This is a genomic window from Sediminihaliea albiluteola (assembly GCF_014077625.1).
GTDB lineage: Bacteria > Pseudomonadota > Gammaproteobacteria > Pseudomonadales > Halieaceae > Sediminihaliea > Sediminihaliea albiluteola.
In genome coordinates, this window is record NZ_JACFXU010000013.1 from 118,588 (window position 1) to 140,951 (window position 22,364).

General features: G+C 52.2%; 17 protein-coding genes. 11 read left to right on the forward strand and 6 right to left on the reverse strand.

Translation table 11 applies throughout. The features are described from left to right. The first annotated feature begins 220 nt into the window (after positions 1-220). From H2508_RS01665 to H2508_RS01675, 3 genes are all read left to right on the forward strand, one after another. The gene (locus H2508_RS01665) at positions 221-1,930 is read left to right on the forward strand and encodes a sulfate adenylyltransferase (protein WP_182168672.1); all 1,710 of its coding nucleotides are present in this window, start codon (positions 221-223) and stop codon (positions 1,928-1,930) included. Between the two features lie 151 nt (positions 1,931-2,081). After that, positions 2,082-3,626: an esterase/lipase family protein gene (locus H2508_RS01670; RefSeq protein ID WP_182168673.1), complete on the forward strand. Its 1,545-nt coding sequence runs from the start codon at positions 2,082-2,084 to the stop codon at positions 3,624-3,626. A gap of 175 nt (positions 3,627-3,801) precedes the next feature. Next, positions 3,802-4,143 (forward strand): DMT family transporter, encoded by a 342-nt coding sequence (locus tag H2508_RS01675; protein WP_220463551.1) that lies wholly within the window; start codon positions 3,802-3,804, stop codon positions 4,141-4,143. A 172-nt stretch (positions 4,144-4,315) separates the two neighbouring features. Here the strand turns inward: H2508_RS01675 and H2508_RS01680 are convergent, their stop codons facing one another. From H2508_RS01680 to H2508_RS01690, 3 genes are read right to left on the reverse strand one after another with little or no spacing between them, the layout of a single operon-like run. Continuing rightward, on the reverse strand, positions 4,316-4,468 hold the full coding sequence (locus tag H2508_RS01680; RefSeq protein WP_182168674.1) for a nuclear transport factor 2 family protein: 153 nt from the start codon (positions 4,466-4,468) through the stop codon (positions 4,316-4,318). A gap of 58 nt (positions 4,469-4,526) precedes the next feature. Beyond that, positions 4,527-5,105, reverse strand: a complete 579-nt coding sequence (locus H2508_RS01685; protein WP_182168675.1) for an aromatic-ring-hydroxylating dioxygenase subunit beta — start codon at positions 5,103-5,105, stop codon at positions 4,527-4,529. Beyond that, a complete protein-coding gene (locus tag H2508_RS01690) occupies positions 5,102-6,406 on the reverse strand; it encodes an aromatic ring-hydroxylating oxygenase subunit alpha (protein WP_182168676.1) in 1,305 nt (434 codons plus the stop codon). The genes H2508_RS01685 and H2508_RS01690 overlap by 4 nt, the downstream gene beginning before the upstream one ends. Before the next feature lie 182 nt (positions 6,407-6,588). Between H2508_RS01690 and H2508_RS01695 the strand changes: the two genes are divergently transcribed. Next, complete coding sequence (locus H2508_RS01695) at positions 6,589-7,227, forward strand: TetR/AcrR family transcriptional regulator (protein WP_182168677.1); 639 nt, start codon at positions 6,589-6,591, stop codon at positions 7,225-7,227. A 39-nt stretch (positions 7,228-7,266) separates the two neighbouring features. Here H2508_RS01695 and H2508_RS01700 read toward each other — a convergent pair whose 3' ends face one another. Next, a complete protein-coding gene (locus H2508_RS01700) occupies positions 7,267-8,160 on the reverse strand; it encodes an AEC family transporter (RefSeq protein ID WP_182168678.1) in 894 nt (297 codons plus the stop codon). A gap of 252 nt (positions 8,161-8,412) precedes the next feature. On the opposite strand from H2508_RS01700, the gene H2508_RS01705 reads away from it, so the two are divergent. The 3 genes from H2508_RS01705 to H2508_RS01715 all read left to right on the forward strand — a co-directional run bounded on the left by H2508_RS01705 (position 8,413) and on the right by H2508_RS01715 (position 12,929). Further along, a complete protein-coding gene (locus tag H2508_RS01705; RefSeq protein WP_182168679.1) occupies positions 8,413-10,317 on the forward strand; it encodes a BCCT family transporter in 1,905 nt (634 codons plus the stop codon). Between the two features lie 320 nt (positions 10,318-10,637). Further along, entirely contained in the window at positions 10,638-12,452 is a 1,815-nt protein-coding gene (locus H2508_RS01710) for a diguanylate cyclase domain-containing protein (protein ID WP_182168680.1), read from the forward strand. A gap of 105 nt (positions 12,453-12,557) precedes the next feature. Further along, entirely contained in the window at positions 12,558-12,929 is a 372-nt protein-coding gene (locus H2508_RS01715) for a DUF488 domain-containing protein (RefSeq protein WP_182168681.1), read from the forward strand. Positions 12,930-12,946: 17 nt separating this feature from the next. On the opposite strand, the gene H2508_RS01720 is transcribed toward H2508_RS01715, so the two are convergent. Together H2508_RS01720 and H2508_RS01725 are read right to left on the reverse strand one after the other, a co-directional pair. Further along, positions 12,947-13,819, reverse strand: a complete 873-nt coding sequence (locus H2508_RS01720) for a bile acid:sodium symporter family protein (RefSeq protein ID WP_182168682.1) — start codon at positions 13,817-13,819, stop codon at positions 12,947-12,949. Positions 13,820-13,927: 108 nt separating this feature from the next. Then, complete coding sequence (locus H2508_RS01725) at positions 13,928-16,150, reverse strand: TonB-dependent receptor (RefSeq protein WP_182168683.1); 2,223 nt, start codon at positions 16,148-16,150, stop codon at positions 13,928-13,930. Positions 16,151-16,629: 479 nt separating this feature from the next. On the opposite strand from H2508_RS01725, the gene H2508_RS01730 reads away from it, so the two are divergent. The 4 genes from H2508_RS01730 to H2508_RS01745 are packed head-to-tail and all read left to right on the forward strand — an operon-like array spanning position 16,630 to position 22,300. Beyond that, positions 16,630-17,958, forward strand: coding sequence for a spinster family MFS transporter (locus H2508_RS01730; protein ID WP_182168684.1), 1,329 nt, complete (start codon positions 16,630-16,632; stop codon positions 17,956-17,958). A gap of 4 nt (positions 17,959-17,962) precedes the next feature. Continuing rightward, a complete protein-coding gene (locus H2508_RS01735) occupies positions 17,963-18,553 on the forward strand; it encodes an RNA polymerase sigma factor (protein WP_182168685.1) in 591 nt (196 codons plus the stop codon). Then, entirely contained in the window at positions 18,546-19,496 is a 951-nt protein-coding gene (locus H2508_RS01740; RefSeq protein WP_182168686.1) for a FecR family protein, read from the forward strand. Before H2508_RS01735 ends, H2508_RS01740 begins: the two co-directional genes overlap by 8 nt. After that, a complete protein-coding gene (locus H2508_RS01745) occupies positions 19,496-22,300 on the forward strand; it encodes a TonB-dependent receptor domain-containing protein (RefSeq protein ID WP_182168687.1) in 2,805 nt (934 codons plus the stop codon). The genes H2508_RS01740 and H2508_RS01745 overlap by 1 nt, the downstream gene beginning before the upstream one ends. Positions 22,301-22,364: the final 64 nt, after the last annotated feature.

The following is a 22,364-nucleotide window of genomic DNA, read 5'->3' on the forward strand; positions in this document are numbered from 1 at the left end:
CTGCCGCTAGCTTAGCAAGTTCACAATGACCAGAAGATCATACTGCGCGGGGAAATAGATAGTTAGCGCGCTGCGCCACAGCGCTTATACTTTGGCTATTGCTTTAGTGCTGAGCTGGCCATTTAACCAGCTCTGCGGCCTGCCTGTGAGGCCCCTCTAAGGCCCTTCAATAATGGCTATAAAAGCGCTAACGTAGCTTAAACGATACTGGGAGCGACCTATGACAGATAAGAGCATGACATTGGACAAAGAGAGCATGGCTAATTACCCACAGCAGCCCCATGGCGGAGTGCTAGTCGATCGGGTGGCAACTGGAGATGAGCTTAAGAAAGCGCTAGAAAGAGCCGCAAGCCTGCCCCAAATCATGATTGATTTAGAAGCCGCAATCACCGTGGAAATGATTGCCACTGGCGTGCTGTCTCCTAATGACGGCTTTATGAATCAACAAGACTATATTTCTGTCTTAGAAAAAGGTCGCTTTGCCAATGGTTTAGTCTGGCCGACACCATTGAGTTTTGCGCCCATCGGTGAGACCAATGAAAAGGTAGTCGCCTCACTGAAAGTGGGCGATGAAGTTGCCCTGATTGACCATTCGCAAACGCCCATAGCGCTGTTATCGGTGAGTGATGTCTTTGATTACGACCGAGAGTTCCGCGCGGAAAAGCTCTTTGGGACTACCGATCGCAAACACCCGGGGGTGGATTCTATCTATCGCCGTATGGGGGATAAGGCTTTAGGCGGGCAGATCACGCTACTTAATCGCGTGGACTGGGGTCCCTTTGAATCAATTCGCCTATCACCTGCCGACACTTGGCGACAGTTTTACGAGGAGAAGAAGTTTAAATCTGTGGCCGGCTTTATTACCGGTGCCAACCCCATGCACCGCGGTCATGAGCATATGCACCGAAATATGCTGGAAGAGGTGGATGGTCTGTTGGCACAGCCGCTGGTTGAAATGGCCAAGCGCGAATATACCCGCCACGAGTACCGTATGCGTGTATACCAGAGTGTGCTCGAGCAGTACTACCCGAAAGAGCGCACGGTCCTAGCTCCCTTGCGGGTCACCTATATCTTTGCCGGGCCGCGAGAGACCATTCTGCACGCGCTGGTGATGAAGAACTACGGTTGTACTCACGCCATTGTCGGCCGAGATCATGCGGGGATTGGAGACTATTATGATAAGTACGCTAGTCATTCTATTTTCGATCAGTTCCCACCGGAAGAGCTGGGCATTGATGTGCGCCTGTTCCACGAGGTGTTCTACTGCGTGCGCTGCAACACCACAACCTCGTCTCAGGCATGCCCCCATGACGAGAGTGTGCACATAAAAATCAGTGGTACGGGTATCCGTGAAATGTTGCGTCACGGCATCATTCCCCCGAAAGAAATCGTGCGCCCAGAATCGGCTTATATTGCCTTGCAGGGTGTGCAGCCCAAGGGCCGAGATGCTCAGGGTAATACGATTTCGCCGGTGGGTAAGCTTATTAAAAGTATCTTCCCCTTCTATCTAACGCACACCCGCTTAGGTGGACCGAAGCGTGAAGTGCCGCTCAATCCCGATGACCTGAGCAATGCTGACCTGGAAGCAGTGATTTTAGATGTGCGCACTAATGGCGATCTCATCTACAAGCAGACCTATGAGGAATATGCCTCGGCTGCTGACATTAACCGCAATGCTGCCGCGACTTGGATAGACCGAGCCAGAGCCGATATGCAGGCCCAGCAAAAGCTCATGGTTAAAGACCTTGAGATGAAAGTGGCGGCAGCGCCTGAGTCTGCATCTGATGAATTCATGTATCAGGATAAAGCGGAAGCCAGCAAAGAGCTGGAAGCTGCGAAGAAAATGCTCAAGGAGATTCCGCCAGCGCTTAGCCCCGAAGATACCGAGTATCGGGTGTGGAATATCGCTGATTACGACCACTATCGCTAAGTCAAAACGACTGCAGCCGGGGCCACATGCATGATGCGAGCTATCTGTGTATAGCTCGCCTTGTGGTAAAGCCGCGCGGTTTTTCTTGGGCTATAGTTTAAGGAGCTTGTGACAGCAAATTAACGCTGGCTTGAACGGCGGGAGGGATCAAATGCCTAATAATACTGCCATGCAAGCCCCTTACTATCCCATTATCTACGTTCGGGGTTTTGCAGCCACCCTGTCGGAAATCGACGAGGCCACTGCAGATCCTTACATGGGCTTCAATAGAGGCTCAACGGTGCTGCGCCAAGACCATCAGCGCAAAGCGGTATCCTTCATCTTCGAATCGCCCTTGCTGCGATTAATTAAAGACCATAATTATATTGATGCCTTTCAAGGCGGCGGCTACCTCGATGAGCCCGCTAAGGTGCCAGCCAAGTCCGTCTGGGTGTTTCGTTATTATGAGCGCGCTTCAAACCTGCTGGGCAGTGGTGAGCGCGTCAGCATGGAGCAACTTGCGCTCGATCTCAGAGCGTTTATTCTCAAGGTTCGCGCTGCCACCTGTGGTGACGATGAAGCCCGCAAGCAGGCCTTCAAGGTGCATTTGGTGGCCCATTCAATGGGCGGCTTGCTGTGCCGCTGTTACTTACAGAATATTTGCCGCTATGGCGCGCCCGAGGGTTACGACGGCGCAGGTCTTGAGCTCAGTGAGAATGGCCCTAGCCCACATTATGTAGAAAAGCTTTTTACTTACGGTACGCCCCACAATGGTATCGAAGTCTTAGGGCTCAATGTGCCGGACCTGGGGCCGATAGATAAGTTTCAGCTTGCCAACTTTTCTCGCAGCCGCATGCGCAAGTATCTAAAAAACGATAAGGAGGCTGTGCCGGTAAATTCATTAGACGGGGCCTTTGATCCCCACAAGTGCTTTTGTTTTATCGGTTCAAACTACAAAGACTATAATGCTTTTTTCAAGCTATCAAAGCAGGTAACAGGCCCCGCTAGTGATGGCCTGGTGATGATGGCTAATAGCTATATTGAAGCAGCGCCACGCTCGGTGGCTCACCGCAGTCACTCTGGCTATTTTGGCTTGGTCAACTCGGAGTCTGGCTATCAGAACCTACGGCGCTTTTTGTTTGGCACACTGCGGGTTATGGCCAGATTGCATGTTAAAAATTTGGAATTACCTCCGGGGGTGCAGGAACAATACGACAACAAAGCGGAGGTGAGGGGCTCCTATTATTTCGATACCGTCACCGGGGTGCGTGCCGGGCCTAACTATGTGCTGCACGAGCGGCGCTACGATCAAGCTTCGGCCTTATTGCGCACCTATGATGAGCTGCTCAAAGAGCAAAAACCCGTCTATCTATTTACCGGTTATCTAACAGAAAAAGCGCGTCATGCCTCAGACCAAGCCTTGATGTTTATGGTGGACATAGGGCTGCGCGTGCCTCTTTTTGAGGTCAACCGAAAGTTTTGGTTTGACGAGCATTTTGAGGGCTTTATGTATCAAGAGCAGATTGCCCTAGCCATAAGAGATCAGACAATCCGCTATGGCCTGTCACAGAAGGATGGGCTCGGCAGAGCGCCTCACAAGGCGGAGATTGTTGAGCAGGCGGGCAAGAGAGTCATCAAAATACCCATCGGCACTTCGCTGAATGCGCGCCCTGGTTTTCAAGGGGAGCTCGAGCTGCTAGTCGATAGCTGGCAATGAAGCTTAAAGATCAGTGCCCTGACCAACTGCGCCCTAATTTTGATAGCATGCTGCTCTTGTCTGTAGGCTAATAGAGAGTAGCTGGCTAAATTCTTAGCCTATTGAGCAACGATGACTTCTAAAGCTGATTTGTTCCGCCAGCTGCTAAACCCTTGGTCAATTGAGTACGAATGATATGAGCATTAATTGGCTCTTACTGATTATCGGTGGGCTGTTTGAAACGGGTTTTGCCATTAGTTTAGGTAAGGCGCAGCAGACAACAGGCAAACCCATGGCTTTCTGGCTGAGCTCTTTTGCCATTTGCGTGGCAATCAGTATGTACCTGCTGTTCAAAGCGATGGGCGGTGACAAGGCGATTCCCGTGGGCACAGCTTACGCCGTGTGGGGAGCTATCGGTGCCATCGGCACGGTAGTGGCTGGTATTGTGCTATTTCACGAGCCTGTCACTTTCTGGCGTATGTTTTTTCTCAGCAGCTTAGTGTTGTCGGTGATTGGCTTACAGCTAGTCAGTAGCTAGGCGCTAACTTTTTACCTGCTCGCTAAGACCCTTGGCAATATGCCTGCACTGTGAGAATAGCGATGGCCTATAGCCTTGCACTCAGCTCGGGATCACATAACCAGTGGGCAGGGCACCTATCATCGTGGTTTGTTTGCAGACTCGCTCTTTTAAACGCCAGCCCTTATCTGTTTTAAGCAGTCCCACCTGAACTCACATAATCAATTGTGCCCTCAGGAACGAAGAGTTCGTCCATGAGTTCCCATTTGCGCTCGTCGGTCATCCAGGCATAACGAAACAACAGTTGTTCTATTTCGTAGCGCTCATCCTGTCGATTATCTGGCATCTTGTCATCCTTTGCTGTTCAGCTTGAACAGCAGTGTTAAGGGCTAGCTTGAGAAGGCTTAAAAGAATAAGCCCAGCGTTGGTACATTGATCACGTTCCAGTCAAATATGACTTCGCGTCTGGCGATTTTTAATTCGCCATCGACTTGGCGCAAAGTGTCACGCCGCTGCCCAGTGTAGCTGTGCTCGACTGTGCTATGGCGACTGTAGGTCATCATAAAGTTACTGAAGCTTTGATAGCCTTCCTCACAGCTGAATACCTCCACATTGCTGATAAAACGGCGTGTTCGTGCCGGCGGGTTATCTGCCCAGGCATTCATTTTAAGGGCTCGGTCAGCGCGGATTGCCAGATTAAAAAAGTTTTCTTCCCGCAGTGGGGCGCAGTCTGGGCCGCCGCGCTCGAGTTCATGCTCGATAGCGTGTAAAGCTTCTGTGCCCCGCAGTGCAGGGTCGGGCGTGGCGATATATCGTGAGGGAATGCTGTAGCGAATATCTTCACAGAGTAGTTTTAGCCATTGCAGGTATTTGCGCTCATCTAAGAGGCGCGCCTCGCGGTAATAAAACTGCTCAACTAGGCTGATAATATTTGGATTAGAGCAGGGGTTTGCTGCAGTTTCTTGGGTCTCTGCCTGACTCATGATAGCGCTCCTTTTTGCTCAGATACGCCACTTTCTAGCATCTCGCGCCATTTCAAATAAAACTGGCGGGCGTAGTGTTCGTTGTAACAGGAGCCGACTTTTCCGGGTAGTTCGGGGTGCTCTGTTTCTTCACCCTGCCCTAAGCCGTAGTAGTAGGGTCTATCTTCCATGTAATCGATATTACTGCCGGCGAACTGCGCGCTCCAAGCATCGCTATCTTCCTGTTCTAATAGGCCTGCTGGCCCAAAAAAGTTGGTGTAGTTCAGGCGCAGCATTTCTTTGATGTGGTCGGGGGCATCTTTGGGTACGACCCACCAGGACCAATACTCGACTTTACCGGGGCCTCTGGGGTGGCTGACGCGAATGGTTGAGTTGGCCCAGAGTAGAGAGAAGTTGGGGAATACGCCGTAGGTCAGCCCTTTGATACGGGCACCAATGGGGCCGATACGCTCGCTGGCTTGTTCTTGTATTGCCACTAGGTACTCGACCAACTCCGGGTCTGGGTCCATGGCGGCAATCCCTTCCATGCCCCAGGCAATATCAAGGGCCGCGCTATCCTCTGGCAGTAAGCGAACTGCAGCTCCGTGACCGGGTTTGGGCACAGTGTTGAAGCCGTAGCGTTCAATTTCATCTACTGCGGGGCTGTCTGCAAGCAAGGTCGCGTGTAAATAGGGGCCGTGGCCCACGTCACCGAGTTGGTTTTCCACAGGAAGTTTCCAGTTGGCATCAAGTAGCCATTTATGTGGGGCGCCAATGACTTCAACCCCTTGGGGGAAGCGCTTGAAGTAGCTGTCTAAGTAAAAGCGCATGTCGCCTAAATAGTCTGCCAATGATTCTATATCGGGATTCATGCTGCCAAAGATGAGCCCCTGATAGCTCTCAATGCGAGGGACTGCTTTTAGACCTAAAGCAGCTTTGTCCACAGCGGCAATCACTTTGCGCTCTTGTGGCACCGCGGCAAGGTTGCCCTCGGGCGTAAATGACCAGTTGTGATAGGGGCAGACAAAGCGTTTGGCATTGCCTTGGTCGCTGCGGCACACGCGCAAGCCGCGATGCGAGCAACTGTTCACGCTGGCATGGATTTTTCCATCAGAGCCAAGCGCAACAATTATGGGCGTTTCTCCCATATAGGTCGTTATAAAGTCACCCGCTTGTTTGAACTGGCTCTCATGGGCTAGATACAGCCAACTGCGACCAAAAATATGCTGCTTTTCCTGCTGATAGACTTCGGCACTAGTGAAGACTCGCCTGGCTATGTAACAGCCGTCATCACTTACCAGTTGGGAGGCTTCGACTGCCATTCAGAGACCCTCGCGATCTTTAACAAAGAATTGATGGATAAAAGTTATCATATATTAACTTTTTAGCAATGCATGGCCTTATTGATGATCGGTAAAGGTATCAAAATAGGAGCTTTACCCATTATTTATCGGTCCTGTCTTGTTATGCTTAGTCCCGTTAGTTAACTGTGGTTCACAAATAAATGAAAGATATCTCCTACGCAGGCAACAAGTCATTAAGTAAGGGCGAGAAAACAGCTCAAGCTCTACTCGATGTCGCTGAGCAACTATTTGCCGAAAGGGGCTTTGAAGGGGCTACCTTGCGAGAGGTGGCGGCAGCCCTTGGCATTCAGGGGCCGGCTATCTACAAACATTTTGCTAGCAAAGAGGCCTTGTACACCGCGGTATTAGAGCGTGCTTTGTCTCCAATGGAGCAGGTTCTGCAGCGCTTGATGGCCAAACAGGCTGACTTGCAGGAGCTTGCTGAGCTGCCCGCCCTGATGACCGAGTTACTTGCGCAGCACCCGCATATGCCAGCTTTATTTCAGCAGGCTTTAAATGCGACGGATGATAGCGCCGCCCATCAGCTGATGAATGACTGGCTAGATCGCCTATTTGATGGTGGTTTGCAGGCTTTGGCGGGGCAGAAGAAGATCTTAGATCAGGCCGAAAAGCGCAGAGTCGCCATGCGCTTAATCGCCATGTTTAATCTATGCAGTGGTTACTTCTTGTCTCAGCGCGTGTTGAGCCGTCTTGAGCTGGGTGCCGTGCTAGATGAGCAGAACCTTGATGAACAGAAAAAAATGCTGGCCAAGATCATGCGTCTGTTCCTTTTAGAGTAGGCGCAGTAGCTAGGTATCTTCGCCAGCTCAGTTGAGCGCTTAACTGAGTACAATCGTCAAAGCGATTGGCAGCACCAGTATGGCTGCTAAGTTGCCGATTAGCACGATGGCGGCGACGCGAGCAGGGTCTTGGTGGTAGCGCTCGGCAAATAAAAAGTTCATCACCGCCGGTGGCAGTGCCCCGAAGACTAATAGCATGGCGCTGTCCTGAGGGCTGAGCTGCAGTAGGCTGGCAAATAACCAGGCGATGCCCATCCCTAACAAGGGGCGTATAAATGCGCCCACTAAAGGTGCAGATAGATCATTGAAGCGCACATGCCGCATGCGCACGCCCAAGGCGAAAAGCAGCAGTGGGATCGCCACATTTCCCAAGAGCTGCAGGGCGGTCACGATGGGTTCCCACACCGGGATGCCCAGCAGGGCAATGCTGATGCCCAGGGCAGCGCTAAGCAGAGTGGGGTTGCGCCATAGAGTCATCCAACTCGCTTTGCTGTCGAGCATGTGTACGCCGATAGAGAAATGCAGCACATTAGAAACGCTATAGAGGATCACCGCAGCAGGCAGAGCTGCTTCCCCCCAGGTCAGCACAGCCAGTGGAATACCGATATTGGCTGAGTTATTGAACATCATCGGCGGTACGAAAGTACGCCAATCTAGCTTTAACGCGCGAGCTACTGGCCAAGCCACTAAGCCACAACAAAGCAGCATTGCCGCAGCACCTGTCGCGAGACCCAAGTAGCGCTCAGGCTCGAAGGACTTGCTGGCCATGGCACCAAGGATGAGGGCTGGCACAAAAATGTCCATATTGATGCGGTTAGCCACGCCCATTTCCGGATCGTGGCGGCGACCGTAGAAAAAGCCCACTAGCACAATCGCTACGATGGGAAACAAAATGGCAGCAATACGTAGCAGTATCGCCATATCAACAGCCATGCGGGGACCCTTGTTGAGATGTATTGCGCCGCCAGCTAGTGATTGTGGCGCCAGGTTCAGTGGATCAGCCAGGTTTTTGGCAGGGCCGATCAAATTTGCTGCGTATGATAATGGAAAAAGCCAGGTGATTGGCAGGGATATTGACAGCTAATTGCACTGGGTCCCTGTGAACAGGGGTGATGGGATGTGGTTTATCGATAGCGGAAAGTCTATGATAAAAAACCATATAAAGGACAAAACTAAGGGGCCCTCATGACTGAGTCATCATCACTAGTTGGTTCTAAATCCTGGGATAAGCTCGACAAGCCCACTTTCTTTGGTGCCTTAATTTTGTTGGCACTGGCGACCGTGCCTTTAATGATTTGGCCAGAGCAAGGAGCGCTGTGGGTAGATCAGGCCAAAACATTCCTAACTGATGAGCTAGGTTTGCTGTATTTGGCTTTAGGTGTCGCTGCAATGGGCTTTATGGTGTTCATATTGTTTAGCGATATTGGGCAAATCAAGCTCGGTGAGGCTGATGATCCGGTCGAGTTTAACACCGTATCTTGGGCTGCAATGCTGTTTTGCGGCGGCATTGGCGCCAGTATTTTGTACTGGAGCATGATTGAGTGGGCCTTCTATTATCAAAACCCACCCTTCCAATTAGCTGTGGGCAGTGAAGAAGCCATTCGCTGGTCAGCAACCTACGGTATTTTTCACTGGGGCATTATTGCCTGGTCGATCTACTTGGTGCCGGCCTTGCCCATTGCCTACTTTTTTTATATTCGCAAACAGCCGATTTTGAAAATTTCTTATGCCCTGCTACCGGTGCTGGGCGAAAAACGCGCGGGCGGTTGGTTGGGAAAACTGATCGACATGATGTTTATCTTTGGCTTGTTGGGTGGTGGCGCAACCACTTTGGGCTTGGCGGCACCTTTAATCAACGATGGCTTAAGTACCTTATTTGGCTTCCCTAGCACCACTTTTAGTCAGGTTTTAGTGCTGCTGGTGTGTACCTCAATATTTGCTTACTCAGCTTTTGCCGGCCTTGAAAAAGGCATTCAAATGCTCAGTAATATTAACTTTTGGGGCGCTTTGCTGTTATTAGCTTTTGTACTGGTGGCGGGTCCAACAGTCTTTATGCTGGAGACCGGCTTCGACGCCTTGGGCCGCATGATGAATAACTTCTTCATGATGGCCACCTGGGCAGAGCCTTTTGGCGGCTATGGTCCATTTAGCAATACCCACTTCCCCCAGGACTGGACAATTTTCTATTGGGCCTGGTGGCTGGTGTTTTCACCCAGTATGGGCTTGTTTATCGCGCGTATATCCAAGGGCCGCACCATCAAGCAAATGGTTGCCGGCGCGATATTCTTTGGCTCCATGGGCTGTTTCTTATTCTTCAGTATCTTAGGTAACTACGGTCTCTCACTGCAGCTATCCGGTGAATTAGATGTGGTGCAAATGCTCAATGACACCACTCCAACAAAAACTATTTTTGCCATTTTACAGCATCTGCCTTTCAGCACCTTCGTCATTGTCTTGTTCACGCTGCTTTGTATTATTTTTACTGCCACAACCTTCGACACTATTTCCTATATTTTGGCTTCGGTTGTGCAAAAAGACGTGGCCGAGGAACCAATGCGTTGGAACCGCCTGTTCTGGGCCTTTGCACTATCTATTTTACCGGTGACCTTGCTGTTTATGGGTGGCTTGAGCAGCTTGCAGACCGCTGCCATTGTCGGCGGTTTGCCCCTGTTGGTGATCTGTGTGCTGCTGATGATGTCGATAGTGCGCGCTGCCTATCTCGACCTGTTTTTCCAAGATGACTATGAGCACTCGGTGATTAATATTGCTGACTTCCCCGATTATGACCCATGGTCGAATGAAGGTATGGCGCTGGCCAAGTTTGAGCAGTTCAAAGACCAAGTGGTGGACTTAGTCACTGAGGAAAAAAGCTTAAAAGAAGATATCAAGAAGCTACAGAAACGGATGCGAGCTGAAGCACTGCGTTATGCAAAAGAGGGCGAGCATAGCGATAGCACTAAGTCAATTGAAGCCATGCGTGAGCAAATGAAGGAGCTGAAATTGGCGCTTGAGCGCTGTATTGAAAGCAAGCAACTCAGGGTGCAGGAAGCTAAAGCTGCCAAAGCTGAGTTTGACCAATTACTCAGTTAGCTTCGTTAGTGCTCTGTAGTGTTTTGCCGCTGCTGAAAACTGATCTTTAAGCCCTCATAGCTTCAATAATGCGGCGCTTTACAAGGGATTAGTTTTCAGCGTAATCAGGCTGAAATTAAGCTCAGGCTGCAGTGGCAGCTCAGATCTGAGCTAATGCTATTTGCTACACTTTGCCTTCAAATAATAATTGGTGATTCATGCGGCATTTTGGAATAAAACAAAAGGGCTATATCAAGAAGGCATTGGGGACGGCTTTACTGAGTGCGCTCGTGTTCACGGCTTTTGTATACTCGGTGGTGAAGTATCAGGCTGCCCAGCAAATGTCTGATTTAAAGGCTGCCGAGCAGGCTAAGGCAAAGTTGAGCGCTGCTTTGCTGGAGCAGTCTTTGAAATACACCGCCAATGATTTACTAGCCATCTCAAAGCTTCCCGCTGTTAAACGGTTTAATCGCGACAGATCAGAGCTAGGCAAGGACTGGCTAGAGCAGGTGTTTCGAGCCCAATTAGAGCAAAAAACGGTCTATCAGCAGCTGCGTTTCCTCGATAGTGAGGGTGTTGAGATGTCCCGTGTGGAGCGCCGATCCAAGCAGGTATTAGCCACGCCAGAGCAGGACTTACAAGCCAAAGGGGATCGCTATTACTTCAGAGATACCCGGACTCTTGATGAGGATGACGTCTACATTTCTCCCTTAGACCTCAATGTTGAAAACACCGTGGTCGAGCTGCCTTATAAACCGATGATTCGCTTTGGAGTTCGTGTTGTAGATAAGACGGGTCAACATGAGGGGGTGCTTGTCCTCAATATGAAAGGGCAGTATTTGCTAGATGCCTTTCGGGCAAGCATGACGAATAAGTATCCAGCATTTTTGTTAAATGCGCAGGGGCATGTTCTTGCGGGGCCGAATAAAAGTGATGAATGGAGCTTCATGTTTGATTTGCCTGCAGCATTTAAACGTGATTACCCAGAGGCTTTCGAGCAGGTGCTGGCAGAGGATAACGGCACCTTTGAAAGCGCTCAGGGGCTCTTTGCCTACGAAACCGTAGAGCCGCTCAAGAAGTTCTCTCAGTCTTCGTCTGAACACCACTATCGCTGGAAGGCAGTTTCCTTTGTGCCCAGGGAGCAGTTGCCAGCAGCGATACTTTTCAATCACCCGGGTGTGATCGCGTTCTATATTGTCGGTCTTTTGATGTGGCTGACAGCCGCGTTTTACTTCCAGTACTCACTGCATAAACGCCGTGAATTGAAGCTCATTAACGAACGTCAATCGAAACGCTTCTGGAGAATTTCCAGTGTCTTAGGGGACGGCCTAATCGTGATGGATAAAGAGGGGAAGGTGACCTATATCAACCCTGAGGCCGAGCGCATTCTGGGCTGGGACTTTGACGAAATCGTCTCCAAGCAAGGCCATCATGTGTTTCATGTACATGATGGAGATGAGTCGAGCTGCTCCATCCTCAATGTTATGGAGACCCAAGAGCTTTATCGCAGTAAAGACGAAGTGTTTCGCCGTAAAAACGATGCCACTATTCCGGTGATTCTCAATGCAGCGCCACTAACGAGTGACACTGGCGATGAAGGTGTGGTGGTCTCCTTCCAGGACTTCTCTGAAACTAAAAGCTACCAAGAAAAAATCCAGAGCCTTGCCTACGAGGATAGTTTGACTGGCCTACCTAATCGCAGAGTACTGCAAGACCGGCTGCAATTAGCGATTGCTTTGTCAGCGCGTCACGCCCGCTCAGTGGGGCTGATGTTCCTAGACCTCGATCACTTTAAAGAAGTGAACGATACCTACGGTCATGATGCTGGCGATATCTTGTTAAAAGAGATCGCTGTAAGGCTGCAAAACTGTGTGCGCGAAACCGATAGCGTAGTGCGTATTGGCGGCGATGAGTTTGTCATTCTGCTGCCGGATGTCTCCTCAGCAGATAACGCAGTGACCGTAGCCAATAAAATTATCCAGTCTGTTGGTGAACCCATTAGCTTGCCCGATGGCGAGGCGAGGGTGGGTGTCAGTATAGGTATTGCTCTGGCTCGCGGAACAGGAGCTAGCAGTGAGAGCCTGATGCAAAGAGCCGATGATGCGATGTATGAAGCCAAGCGGCGGGGTAAAAACCAGTTTTATATTAGTGAGTAGCTCAGCTGAACACCTAGCTATTAGTAATCTTTTTCTCGTCTAAACTCTTATCTTGCAGCAGGGCTTTTTCTGCACTTGCCCTGCAAAAGGAAGGGGAGGGTTGTGATGGCTAAGATGATAAAGATTCACTGCAAGCGCGCCTATGAGCCGCCGGCCTCCAATGACGGCTACCGTCTGCTGGTCGACGCCCTGTGGCCGCGGGGCGTGGCTAAAGCCTCGCTGCAGATTGACGAGTGGGATAAAGAGCTGTCGCCTTCGAGTGAGTTGCGAAAATGGTTTGGCCATGAACCGCGCTTGTGGGCCGCCTTCTATCAGAAGTACCACCATGAATTGCGCGATAAGCTTTCAGCTGAGCGTGTGGCGGAGTTGTTGGACTATGCTCGCGATAGGGGTTTGACGCTGGTTTACGCTGCTAAGGATGAGCGCCACAACAATGCGGTGGCGCTCAAAATGTACTTAGAAAGTGACAGCGCTTAGGCTTGCAAGCTGTGGCCTTAGGAGGCTAAGCGCGAGCGAGCGAGGGTCTCCGCTGACAGCTTGCGGGTTACGGCGATGATTAATAGTGCCGGCAGGAACATCGCCACGGTGTAGAAGGTGGTGGGAATGGCGTAGGCCGGTTCTTCCATAATGAATACGGCAACGGTGAAGGCCAGCGCGCTGTTTTGAATGCTGGTTTCAATGATTAAAGTAATGCGCTGACGTATCTCCAAGCTGATTCCCGTACTCACTAACCAAGCCACTATCGAGGCCATGGCGGCCACAGCCATGACCGGTCCGCCGACCTGCTCAAAGGCGGCGATGATGCCTTCTCGTTGTTGATACCAGAGAAACAAAATATAGGCGCTAAGCATTGCTGAGCAGGCCATGCTCAACCAGCGCACGGAGGACTCGGCAAAGGCCGGCCAGCGGTAGCGGGTAAACATGCCGGCACTAATCGGCAGTAGCGTTAACACTGCTATGGTGCGCATGGTATCGAGTATTGGCAGGCGAATAGTGGCTTGCTCCATATCCAGATAGGCTTGATAAGCATTGATTAACAGCGGGATAGAAAAGATACACACGATGCTGCTAATTAAAGTGAGGGTGATCGACAGGGCCATATCGCCCCGTGCAGTGAAAGAAATATAGTTGGAGAGAATGCCGCCAGGACAGACACAGAGAATCATCAGGCCAATACTCAGTGTGTCGCTGAGGCCAAATAATTTGGCGACTAATAGGCCGATCATGGGTAGGAGCAGCAGCTGACAGCCGGTGCCAGCTAGTATGGCTTTAGGCATGGCTAGTATTCGGCTGAAGTCCTCCCGAGTCAGGCCTAGGCCCATAGTAAACATCATTAGCCCCATCATCAGTGGCAAAATATTCGACATGTCGCTTCTCCGAGCTTTTTTACTGTGTATTTAGACGGTGATAGTTGTCGTCAAAAAATAAAAGCCGCCCATCCTTGGGCGGCAAGTTGTGTTGCAGGAGCGCTCTACTTAGAACTGGTAGGTCAGGCTGATACCAACAGTGCGCGGCTCACCGTAGACCACAGCGCCAAAGGCGTGATAGGTCTCGTATTCCTCATCCAGCAAGTTCTTGCTCCACAAGGCCAAGTCCAGTTCACCAACAGCTACCGGTATTTGCGACAGCATCAAGCGCGCATTGACCAGAGCATAGTCGGGCTTCACGTCTTTTTCGTCAGTGTTGCCGGCGCCGAGTTCTTCGTCGCGGTAGTCGTAGCTGAGGATGCCGCTGACTGTGCCAAAGCGGGTATCAGCGAAGGTATAGTCTGCTTCCAAGTTGTATTTGAGCTTGGGTGTATTGAACAGCGGCCGGTCACCGGTTTCGCCGGTGAAGGGGTTGGTCACTGTGCTGTCAGACTCCAGGTAAGCACCTGCTGCGCGGAGCATTAGGTTGGCAGTAGGCATGTACTGCAGTTCGAACTCGATACCCTGAGTTGAGGCTTTGGCACCGTTGACAGTGACTTTAGCGGGCGGCTCATCAGCAGCTAGGCCTGGATCGAAGAACTGAATCTGAATGTCTTTGTAGTCCAGATCAAACACAGCGACGTTAAACAGCAGCTTGTTGTCCAGCATTTTGGACTTGAAGCCCAGCTCGAAGGATTCCAGTTCTTCTGAGTCGAAGGCTTGCAAGCGCTCGGCGCCGGTATCAAAGCCACCGGAGCGATAAGCTTGCGCGTAGCGGAAGTAGGTGTGAATGCTATCGGTCCACGCCCAATCAACGGTGAAGGCGGGGTCGAAGCTGTCGGCTTCAAAGTCATCTTTGTTTTCGATGGGGAATGGGCCGCCGGCATTGATCGGCTTGATCCAGCCCAGAGAGCGCTCATCTTCGGTATAGCGAGCACCGAGATCCAGGGTCAGTCGATGGTCAAATGCCGCTGGGTTCCAGGTCACTTGGGCATAGATAGCACGGGATTTGTTCTCGATGTCGTAGTGGTTTTCTGGGCGCAGGTCGGAGAGGGCAGGTGGAGCAATGGGCTCACCAGCGAGGAGTGCTGAGTTGATGGCATCGGCCACATCGTAGTTGCTGACCAACTCGGCCTCTTGTTGCTTGGCCTGTTCTTTAAAGTAGTACAGGCCGGTGTGGTATTTGATGCTGCCATCGGCATTTTCACCGGAGAGCAAAAATTCCTGTGAGAACTGATCCTGTTCCACCGCGTTGGTCACCAATGTGGAAACGTTGAAAGACTCCGCACCATCTTGCAAAGAATCACCGCTGAACTCGCGGTAGCCGGTGATGGATTTCAGGCTCATATTATCGGCGAACAGCCACTGGGCGGTCAGGGCATGGCCTTCAGTTTTGAAGTCGTCACGGATATCCAAGTCGATCGGGCGCCAAGTCTTTTTCTGACGGTCTTTATAGACTTTGAAGGCGGTCAGGTGGGTGGCAAACATGGGGTAGCTGTGCTGCTGGTAACCGCTCACTGAATCCTGATCGACCTTATCGAAGGTATAGTCGACCAACCACTGATCGCTCGGCTCCCAGCGCAGCGCAGCGCGATAACCGGTGGCTTCTTTATCACCGGGGTTGCCGCCGCGGCCGGAGTTTTTCACCCAGCCGTCCTTGTGCGATTTGAGCAGCGTGAGTTTGCTGCTGATATTGGCAGTGGTGGGTAGGTTCAAGTGAGTGGTTGAGCGAATTAGGTCGTAGTTACCGACATCGAGCTCTTGCTTGATGCCAAATTCGCCAGTGGGTTTGGCGGAGATAAATTTCACTGCGCCACCGATGGTGTTGCGGCCGTAGAGAATGCCTTGGGGGCCGGCCAAGACTTCGATGCGCTCGACATCGTTCATTTCAGCGGCTAGGCCGTTACCGTGGCCAACGTAAATGTCGTCGAGGTAGATGCCAACGCCATTGTCGCGCTCAAAGTTAGCTGGTTTTTCTTGGCCAACGCCGCGGATATAAACTTTTAGCGCGGAAGCGCGCTCATAATCTGGCTGAATGTTCAGTGCGGGAATTTTGTCGGCGATGTCGCGCAGCGAGCTAAAGCCTATTTTTTGCAGTGCTTCAGCGTTTAATGAACTCACGGCCATTGGTATATCTTGGCTATTTTCGGAGCGCCGCTGGGCTGTGACCATCACTTCTTCCAGAGCCCAGCTCTGCGAAGATGAGTCGCTGTTGTTTTGGGCCTGAGCACTTGCTGTCAGCCCAGCGACGGAGAGAGCCAGCGGTAGCGTGGCGAAAAGCGTTTTGTTCATGGAGAATCCTTGTGCCTTTGTTGGGATGATTGTTTTGGCTTGATCAGAGTTTTAAATGCCCTGATCTATTATTAACGAGCGAGGACAGGCTCTACCCCAGCTGTACATCTGTACATAGGAGTATTTTTCTTATTGAGGGGGCACTAGTCAGTCGTCCCAGAGCTCGGCGCGCATAATAACTGTTCAGCGTCGAATAAATGGCAAGCTGATGCTGCCTTGGGGGATTTCAATGCTTCAGTATGATATTCAAGAATAATGCGGATATTTTTACGGCAGGAGCTGAGGTGTTTTTAGGCCGCGACGATTTAGCTGATATCTTGTCTGTAGCCCTATTATTGTGCGGTTTTGCATTCACTTGTGTCGTTTTGCTGTCTTTAAGTCCTAGCTCCTCAGATGAAATTCATTATCGAGCCAATGATAGGGGTGAGGTAAAATCGCTTGGCTTTCGTTAATCATGTAAAAGCTGCGAGATCACCGACGTGTCCCAAATCCAAACTGAAACTGAATTCCCTGCACCTAGAGTAGCCAACTATGCACTGCTATTGCTGCTGCTGGCCTACATTCTGTCCTTCATCGATCGCAATGTGATGGCGGTATTGATCGGTCCGATCCGCAGTGACTTTGAGATCAGCGATTTTCAGTACAGCCTCTTACATGGCTTTGCCTTTTCCATGTTTTATATTGTTATGGGCTTGCCCATAGCGCGTTTTGCCGATCGACATAGTCGCAAGTGGATTGTGACCGTGGGCTTGGTGGCTTGGAGTACGATGACCTGTCTGTGCGGCGCAGCACGCAGCTTCTCCATGTTGTTTTTGGCCCGTATTGGCGTAGGGGTCGGTGAGGCAACCCTGTCTCCAGCAGCCTTTTCTATGTTGAGTGATCTGTTCCCTAAGGAGAAACTCGCTCGGGCGCTGTCAATTTACAGCCTGGGGATTACCTTAGGTGGCGGTCTGGCCTATGTCGTAGGGGGAACGGTCTACGATTGGTTCGCCAACGCCGAGCAATTGGTGCTGCCTTTTTTTGGTGAAGTGCGTCCCTGGCAGATGACCTTTATTGCGGTGGGTGCCCCGGGCTTTATCTTGGCGATTTTTCTGGGCTTTTTGAGTGAGCCCAAGCGGCGCAGTGGTGTCGCGGTCGATGGCGGTGCCGAGGCGCATCATGCACTGCCGGAGATTGTCGCCCATTTACGTGCCCATTTTCGGGCCTATGTGGCGCCTATTGGTTCAGTGGCGGTATTGGGGATTCTCGGTTACGGCACTATGGCTTGGTATCCAGAGTTTCTGATTCGCACCTTCGATATGCCCCGCGCTGAAGCGGGCAGTCATTTTGGTCTGATGTTCTTGGTTGCCGGCAGCCTTGGTACGCTTGTTGGCGGCTGGTCAGTAGAGCCGCTGATGCGCCGGGGCTATCAAGATGCGCCATTGCGGATCATCGTTGCGGTGGCTGCTCTGTGGATGCTGCCTGCAGCCTTAGGCCCCTTGAGTGGCTCACCCACTCTGGCGCTGTGGATGGCTGCTCCCATCGTGTTTTTCTTAAACGCTCACTATGGGGTGGGCGTGGCCGCAGTGCAATTTATTACTCCTAACCGCATGCGCGCCCAGGTTTCTGCCTTGATGCTCTTTGTCACTAACCTCTTTGGCTTGGCTTTTGGGCCGACCGCCGTTGCCATGCTGACCGACTTTGTCTTTGGCGATGACTTGGCGCTGCGTTACTCCTTGGCGCTGCTGCCGCTGATAGTGTGTCCACTGGCTATTTTCCTGGTTGTTCAGGGTATGCGCGGCTATCGTCAAGCGGCAGACTTAGAATAAGCCAATGTTGACCGCTAAGCTCTATGAGGCTCAATGGCTCGATTCGAAGTGTGGTAATCTTCGCAAAATGGAAGATAAGTCACATTTAGAGGATCTGTACACGAAGCATCGAGCTTCGATGCAGCGCCATGTCCGCACTACTGTGGACACACTTGAAGATGCAGATGATGTCGTGCAGGACACCTTTCTGCGCATGATGACGAGTGAAGGCGCTAGCACTGGTTTGCGCAATGCAGATGCTCCAGTGGCTTATCTGCTGCGTTCGGCGCGCAATTTGGCGGTGGACCGCCTGCGCCAGCTACGCTCGCGGGGCCGGCAGCAAAATGTTATCTACCTCGACGAAACAGATGCGCCTGATGAGGCGGCGCCAGGCCCTGAAGCTACTCTGCTTAATAAAGAGCGCCTGCAAGCACTACAGGCTGCTGTGCGGCGTTTGCCAGAGCGCCGACGGCAGGTTTTTTATCTGCACAAAGTGCGGCAGCTGACTTACTCAGAAGTGGCAATCCACCTTGGCATCACTGTGAGTACGGTAGAGAAGCACATGATGAAGGCTCTGCGCCAGCTTGATAAAGAGCTTGGGGCAAAGCATGAGTAGTTCATCCGCGACAGTACGCGAAGAAGCCCAATATTGGCTACTGAGAATGAGCTCAGGAGAGGCTGGGGTAGAGGATGAAAAGGCACTCGAAGCTTGGTTGGCTCGTTCAGAGCAGCACCGCCGTCAGTTCATTGAGCTACAGCAGCTGTGGCAGGAGCTTGACCACTTGCCAGAAAGCGCATGGTTAGAAAGCGAGGTGGCAGCGCCAAAGCTGAGGCCCTGGTTGCCACTGGCCTTGGCCGCATCCTTGGCTGCGGTGATGTTGACTGCCACTTTGCTGTGGCAAAACCTTTCTGGCTTGCCAAGCCCAGCCAGTCAATGGCACTACGCCACGCAGATTGCAGAGCATCGTTCAGTATCACTAGAGGATGGTTCGGCGCTTGAGCTCGGTGCACGATCGCGGCTCAGTGTGGAGTTTGATGCCGACCAGCGCCGGGTCTTGCTCCAGGGCGGCGAAGTATTTTTTGATGTCGTCCAAGATAGGCAGCGGCCTTTTTTGATAGATGTTGGCGTGGGCACGGTGCGAGTGCTGGGTACGGCCTTCAGTATTCATCGTCAAGGCGATCAAATTACCGTCGCTGTATTGCGGGGCCAGGTTGCCGTATCGCGAGGCTCCCATGAAGAGTCTTTAAGCGCCGGGCAGCGCCTTAAACTGAGCCAGACAGAATTGTATCGTTTAGAGGATTACCAGCTCGATCAAATTGCCAGCTGGCGCGAGGGGCGCAGAGTATTTAGAGATAGCCCACTGGCTGAGGTGGTGGCTGACCTAAACCGTTACAGCCCGGTGCCGATCCTTATTGCCGATACCCGCCTGGCCAGTCAGCGGGTCACTGGCGCTTTCGATAACTTTGCCGATGTGCCTGCAGTACTTGAAGCGATAGAGCTATCTCTGCCCGCCCGAGTGACGAGAACTTCCGAACGAGTCTTGCTGGGCGCGCCTTGATGCTAGGGCGCTGGCTGGCACCTTTTGCGTGTTTGCTGTGCTTGGTTTTTAGTGAACCGATGCAGGCTGTGGAGCCTGCTGCGCCCGCGCGCCAAATTACGCTACCCGCTCAAGCCTTATCTGAATCTCTACTGGCGCTCTCGGCTGTCTTTGAGCGCCCCGTTTTTTTTGCCTCGGCGCTGACCGAGGGTTTGCAGGCCCCTGCCTTAAACGGCAGGCAAAGCCTTAGCGAGGCATTAACTCTCCTACTCAAAGATCTGCCTCTTAGCTTCCACTTTGCTCCTTCGGGTGCTGTGGTGTTGTCAGCCAAAGCGCTACCCTCAGCGACCAGCGAAGCACTAGTCGCCAGGCCTAAGGAGGAGGTGCTGGTCACTGGCAGTCATATTCCCCGGGGCGGCTCACAGAAGAGCTTACCCTTGCAGCTCATCCGTCTAGATCGAAGTGATATGGAGTTTTCTGGCGCCGCGCAATTGAGCGAGTTGTTGGCCCAGTTGCCGTCGACTGCAGGTAATCAAATTCAAGTACACAACCTCAATCAGCCACTCACCGCAGGTGCGACGAGTTTTAATCTGCGCAACCTTGGCCTCGGTGCAGCGCTGGTACTGCTCGATGGCAAGCGGCCTGCGCGAGCCGCGGTGGCGACCACTGAGGGTGAGACCTTTGTCGATGTGGGCAACCTAGTGCCGGCTATTGCCTTGGAGCGAATCGATGTGGTGCACGGTGGGGTTTCTGCAGTTTACGGCAGTGATGCGGTCGCAGGTGTGGTTAACCTGCAGACTCGTGAGCACTTTCAAGGGCTGGAGCTGAGTGTGCGCCATCAGGCGACAGATACTCAGGATCAATCCGACAGCCAGTTATCCGCTTTGGCGGGCAAGTGGTGGCGGGAAGGCCAGCTCCGCTGGCTGAGTGCATTGTCTTACTTGGATCGCAGTGACCTGCCGACTGCAGACCGCGAGTTTGCCCAGCAAACGGCATTTAGCAGTTCAGGCTATCCCGGTACCTTTGTCAGTGACGGCCAAGTACTTGCAGATCCAGCTTGCGGGGTGGGGAATTCATTTCTAGATCCCGAGACTGGCTTTTGCCAACTGGATATCTCTGGTTATTTTGATCTCACACCAAAGGAGCAGCGCTGGCAGTTGTGGACCCGGCTGGAAAACATTCCTTCAGCTACGCAGCAGGCTAGTTTAACGCTGGCTTATAATCGAGCTGATGTGGCGGTAAGAGCCTCTCCATCTTTTCCATTTGCACGCCATATTCCCGAAGTGCCGGCCCACAATCCGGGCAACCCTTTCTCGAAACCGGCGCTTTTTTATGGACGAATTTTAGGGGTAGACTCGGCAGCCTCGCAGACTGACAGTAGTTATGAGCACGCGTTTATCTCGGCTGAGATTGAACGGCACATGCCATTGCTGTCTATTCGAGCCAGTATTACCCACAGTCGCAATGACGTGGATTATGAGCGCCGCGACACTCTGCTGCCGCAGTTAGAGGCTGCACTGGCAGGGCGGGGCGGCAGTAATGCTGAGCAGTATTGGAGCCCCTTATATGGCAGTGATAACGACCCAGCGCTGCTGCAGAGCCTGTTGGCTGACTGGGGTATGCGAGGTCGCTCCACGCTGACAGTGGCCGAGATGCTGGCCTCGACAGATTGGTACAGCAACCCTTTGGGGCAGCATGCGGTGGCTTTGGGTTTTCAGGTTCGCCGTGAGAGCCTGCGCCACAGTTTTGGACAGGCCTTTAATGATGGGCATTTCCTTACCTTAGGTGGCGGGCCAGATTTTGGCGGCAGTCAGCGCGTGAGTGCGATGTTTGCTGAATGGCACCAGCGTTTCAGTCCAGCGCTGACCATGGAGCTGGCGCTACGCCATGAGGACTACGATGGTCGCTTGGGCGTACTGTCACCCGGTTTGACTTTACACTGGCGGCCCACTGCGCCGCTGGCCTTGCGTGCTGCTTGGAGCCGATCCTTTGCAGCTCCCACATTATTTCAGCGTGTCGCTCAGCAGTCTTTTAGTACTGCTGTGATTGATCCGCAAACAGTAAATACGCCGATTTTTGTCAATAGTGTCGCAGAGGGTTCTCGCGATCTAGACGCTGCGGTTGCTGATGCCTGGTCCACTGGCCTCAGCTTAGGCGAGGGCTCTGCTACACGCTTGGATCTGGATATCTGGCACTACGCGATCGATGACTTGATCTTCAAGGAGCCCGCTCAGCGTATAGTGGATGCAGCGCTAAGAGGTGACCCCGCGGCCCAGGCGCGTGTCGATCGGGATCCATTAACCGGACAAATTGAACGAGTGACCACTGCTTTTGTGAATGGTGCTTCACTGCGCACCTGGGGGCTGGACGCTCAGCTGCAGCGGCGCTTATTACTCAAGGGCTTTGAGCTGTCGTCCTCGGCCCGTTTTAATTGGGTAGGTGGGTACAGTGTCAAAGATCAAGCCCGTAATTCGCAACGCCAAGCGCTTGGCTACCTCAATAGCACTTTGCCGGGGGTGAGCGCGATGCCACGCTGGCGAGCGCAGTTGCATCTCGATTGGAGCACTGGGTCACAGCGAGGCCGTTTGCAGCTCAATCATGTGTCGAGCTACTTAGATGAGGGCAATGATAATAAGCATATCGCCAGTAACACGACCTTGGATGCTCACTACCGCTGGACCCGCGAGGGCTGGACTCTTGGTGCGGGAGTTTTAAACCTGACTGATCGAGACCCGCCATCAGTCCAGAGCTTTCTGGGCTACGATAGCCGAACACATGATCCCAGAGGACGCCTCTGGTATGTTGAGTTAAACTGGCGCATCTAAGTCTTTTCACTACAGGGGGGGTGAAGTTCCTCCAGTTTCGTCTCCTTGCTGGGTTTCACCCAAA

Bases quoted from the DNA above. Each gene is read 5' to 3' on its own strand.
- H2508_RS01735 (WP_182168685.1), top strand. From the start codon at position 17,963: ATGTTGACCGCTAAGCTCTATGAGGCTCAATGGCTCGATTCGAAGTGT.
- H2508_RS01685 (WP_182168675.1), bottom strand. From the start codon at position 5,105: ATGAGTCAGGCAGAGACCCAAGAAACTGCAGCAAACCCCTGCTCTAAT.
- H2508_RS01675 (WP_220463551.1), top strand. From the start codon at position 3,802: ATGAGCATTAATTGGCTCTTACTGATTATCGGTGGGCTGTTTGAAACG.
- H2508_RS01665 (WP_182168672.1), top strand. From the start codon at position 221: ATGACAGATAAGAGCATGACATTGGACAAAGAGAGCATGGCTAATTAC.
- H2508_RS01710 (WP_182168680.1), top strand. From the start codon at position 10,638: ATGTCTGATTTAAAGGCTGCCGAGCAGGCTAAGGCAAAGTTGAGCGCT.
- H2508_RS01670 (WP_182168673.1), top strand. From the start codon at position 2,082: ATGCCTAATAATACTGCCATGCAAGCCCCTTACTATCCCATTATCTAC.
- H2508_RS01690 (WP_182168676.1), bottom strand. From the start codon at position 6,406: ATGGCAGTCGAAGCCTCCCAACTGGTAAGTGATGACGGCTGTTACATA.
- H2508_RS01700 (WP_182168678.1), bottom strand. From the start codon at position 8,160: ATGGCTGTTGATATGGCGATACTGCTACGTATTGCTGCCATTTTGTTT.
- H2508_RS01695 (WP_182168677.1), top strand. From the start codon at position 6,589: ATGAAAGATATCTCCTACGCAGGCAACAAGTCATTAAGTAAGGGCGAG.
- H2508_RS01720 (WP_182168682.1), bottom strand. From the start codon at position 13,819: ATGTCGAATATTTTGCCACTGATGATGGGGCTAATGATGTTTACTATG.
- H2508_RS01680 (WP_182168674.1), bottom strand. From the start codon at position 4,468: ATGCCAGATAATCGACAGGATGAGCGCTACGAAATAGAACAACTGTTG.
- H2508_RS01745 (WP_182168687.1), top strand. From the start codon at position 19,496: ATGCTAGGGCGCTGGCTGGCACCTTTTGCGTGTTTGCTGTGCTTGGTT.
- H2508_RS01740 (WP_182168686.1), top strand. From the start codon at position 18,546: ATGAGTAGTTCATCCGCGACAGTACGCGAAGAAGCCCAATATTGGCTA.
- H2508_RS01725 (WP_182168683.1), bottom strand. From the start codon at position 16,150: ATGAACAAAACGCTTTTCGCCACGCTACCGCTGGCTCTCTCCGTCGCT.
- H2508_RS01705 (WP_182168679.1), top strand. From the start codon at position 8,413: ATGACTGAGTCATCATCACTAGTTGGTTCTAAATCCTGGGATAAGCTC.
- H2508_RS01715 (WP_182168681.1), top strand. From the start codon at position 12,558: ATGGCTAAGATGATAAAGATTCACTGCAAGCGCGCCTATGAGCCGCCG.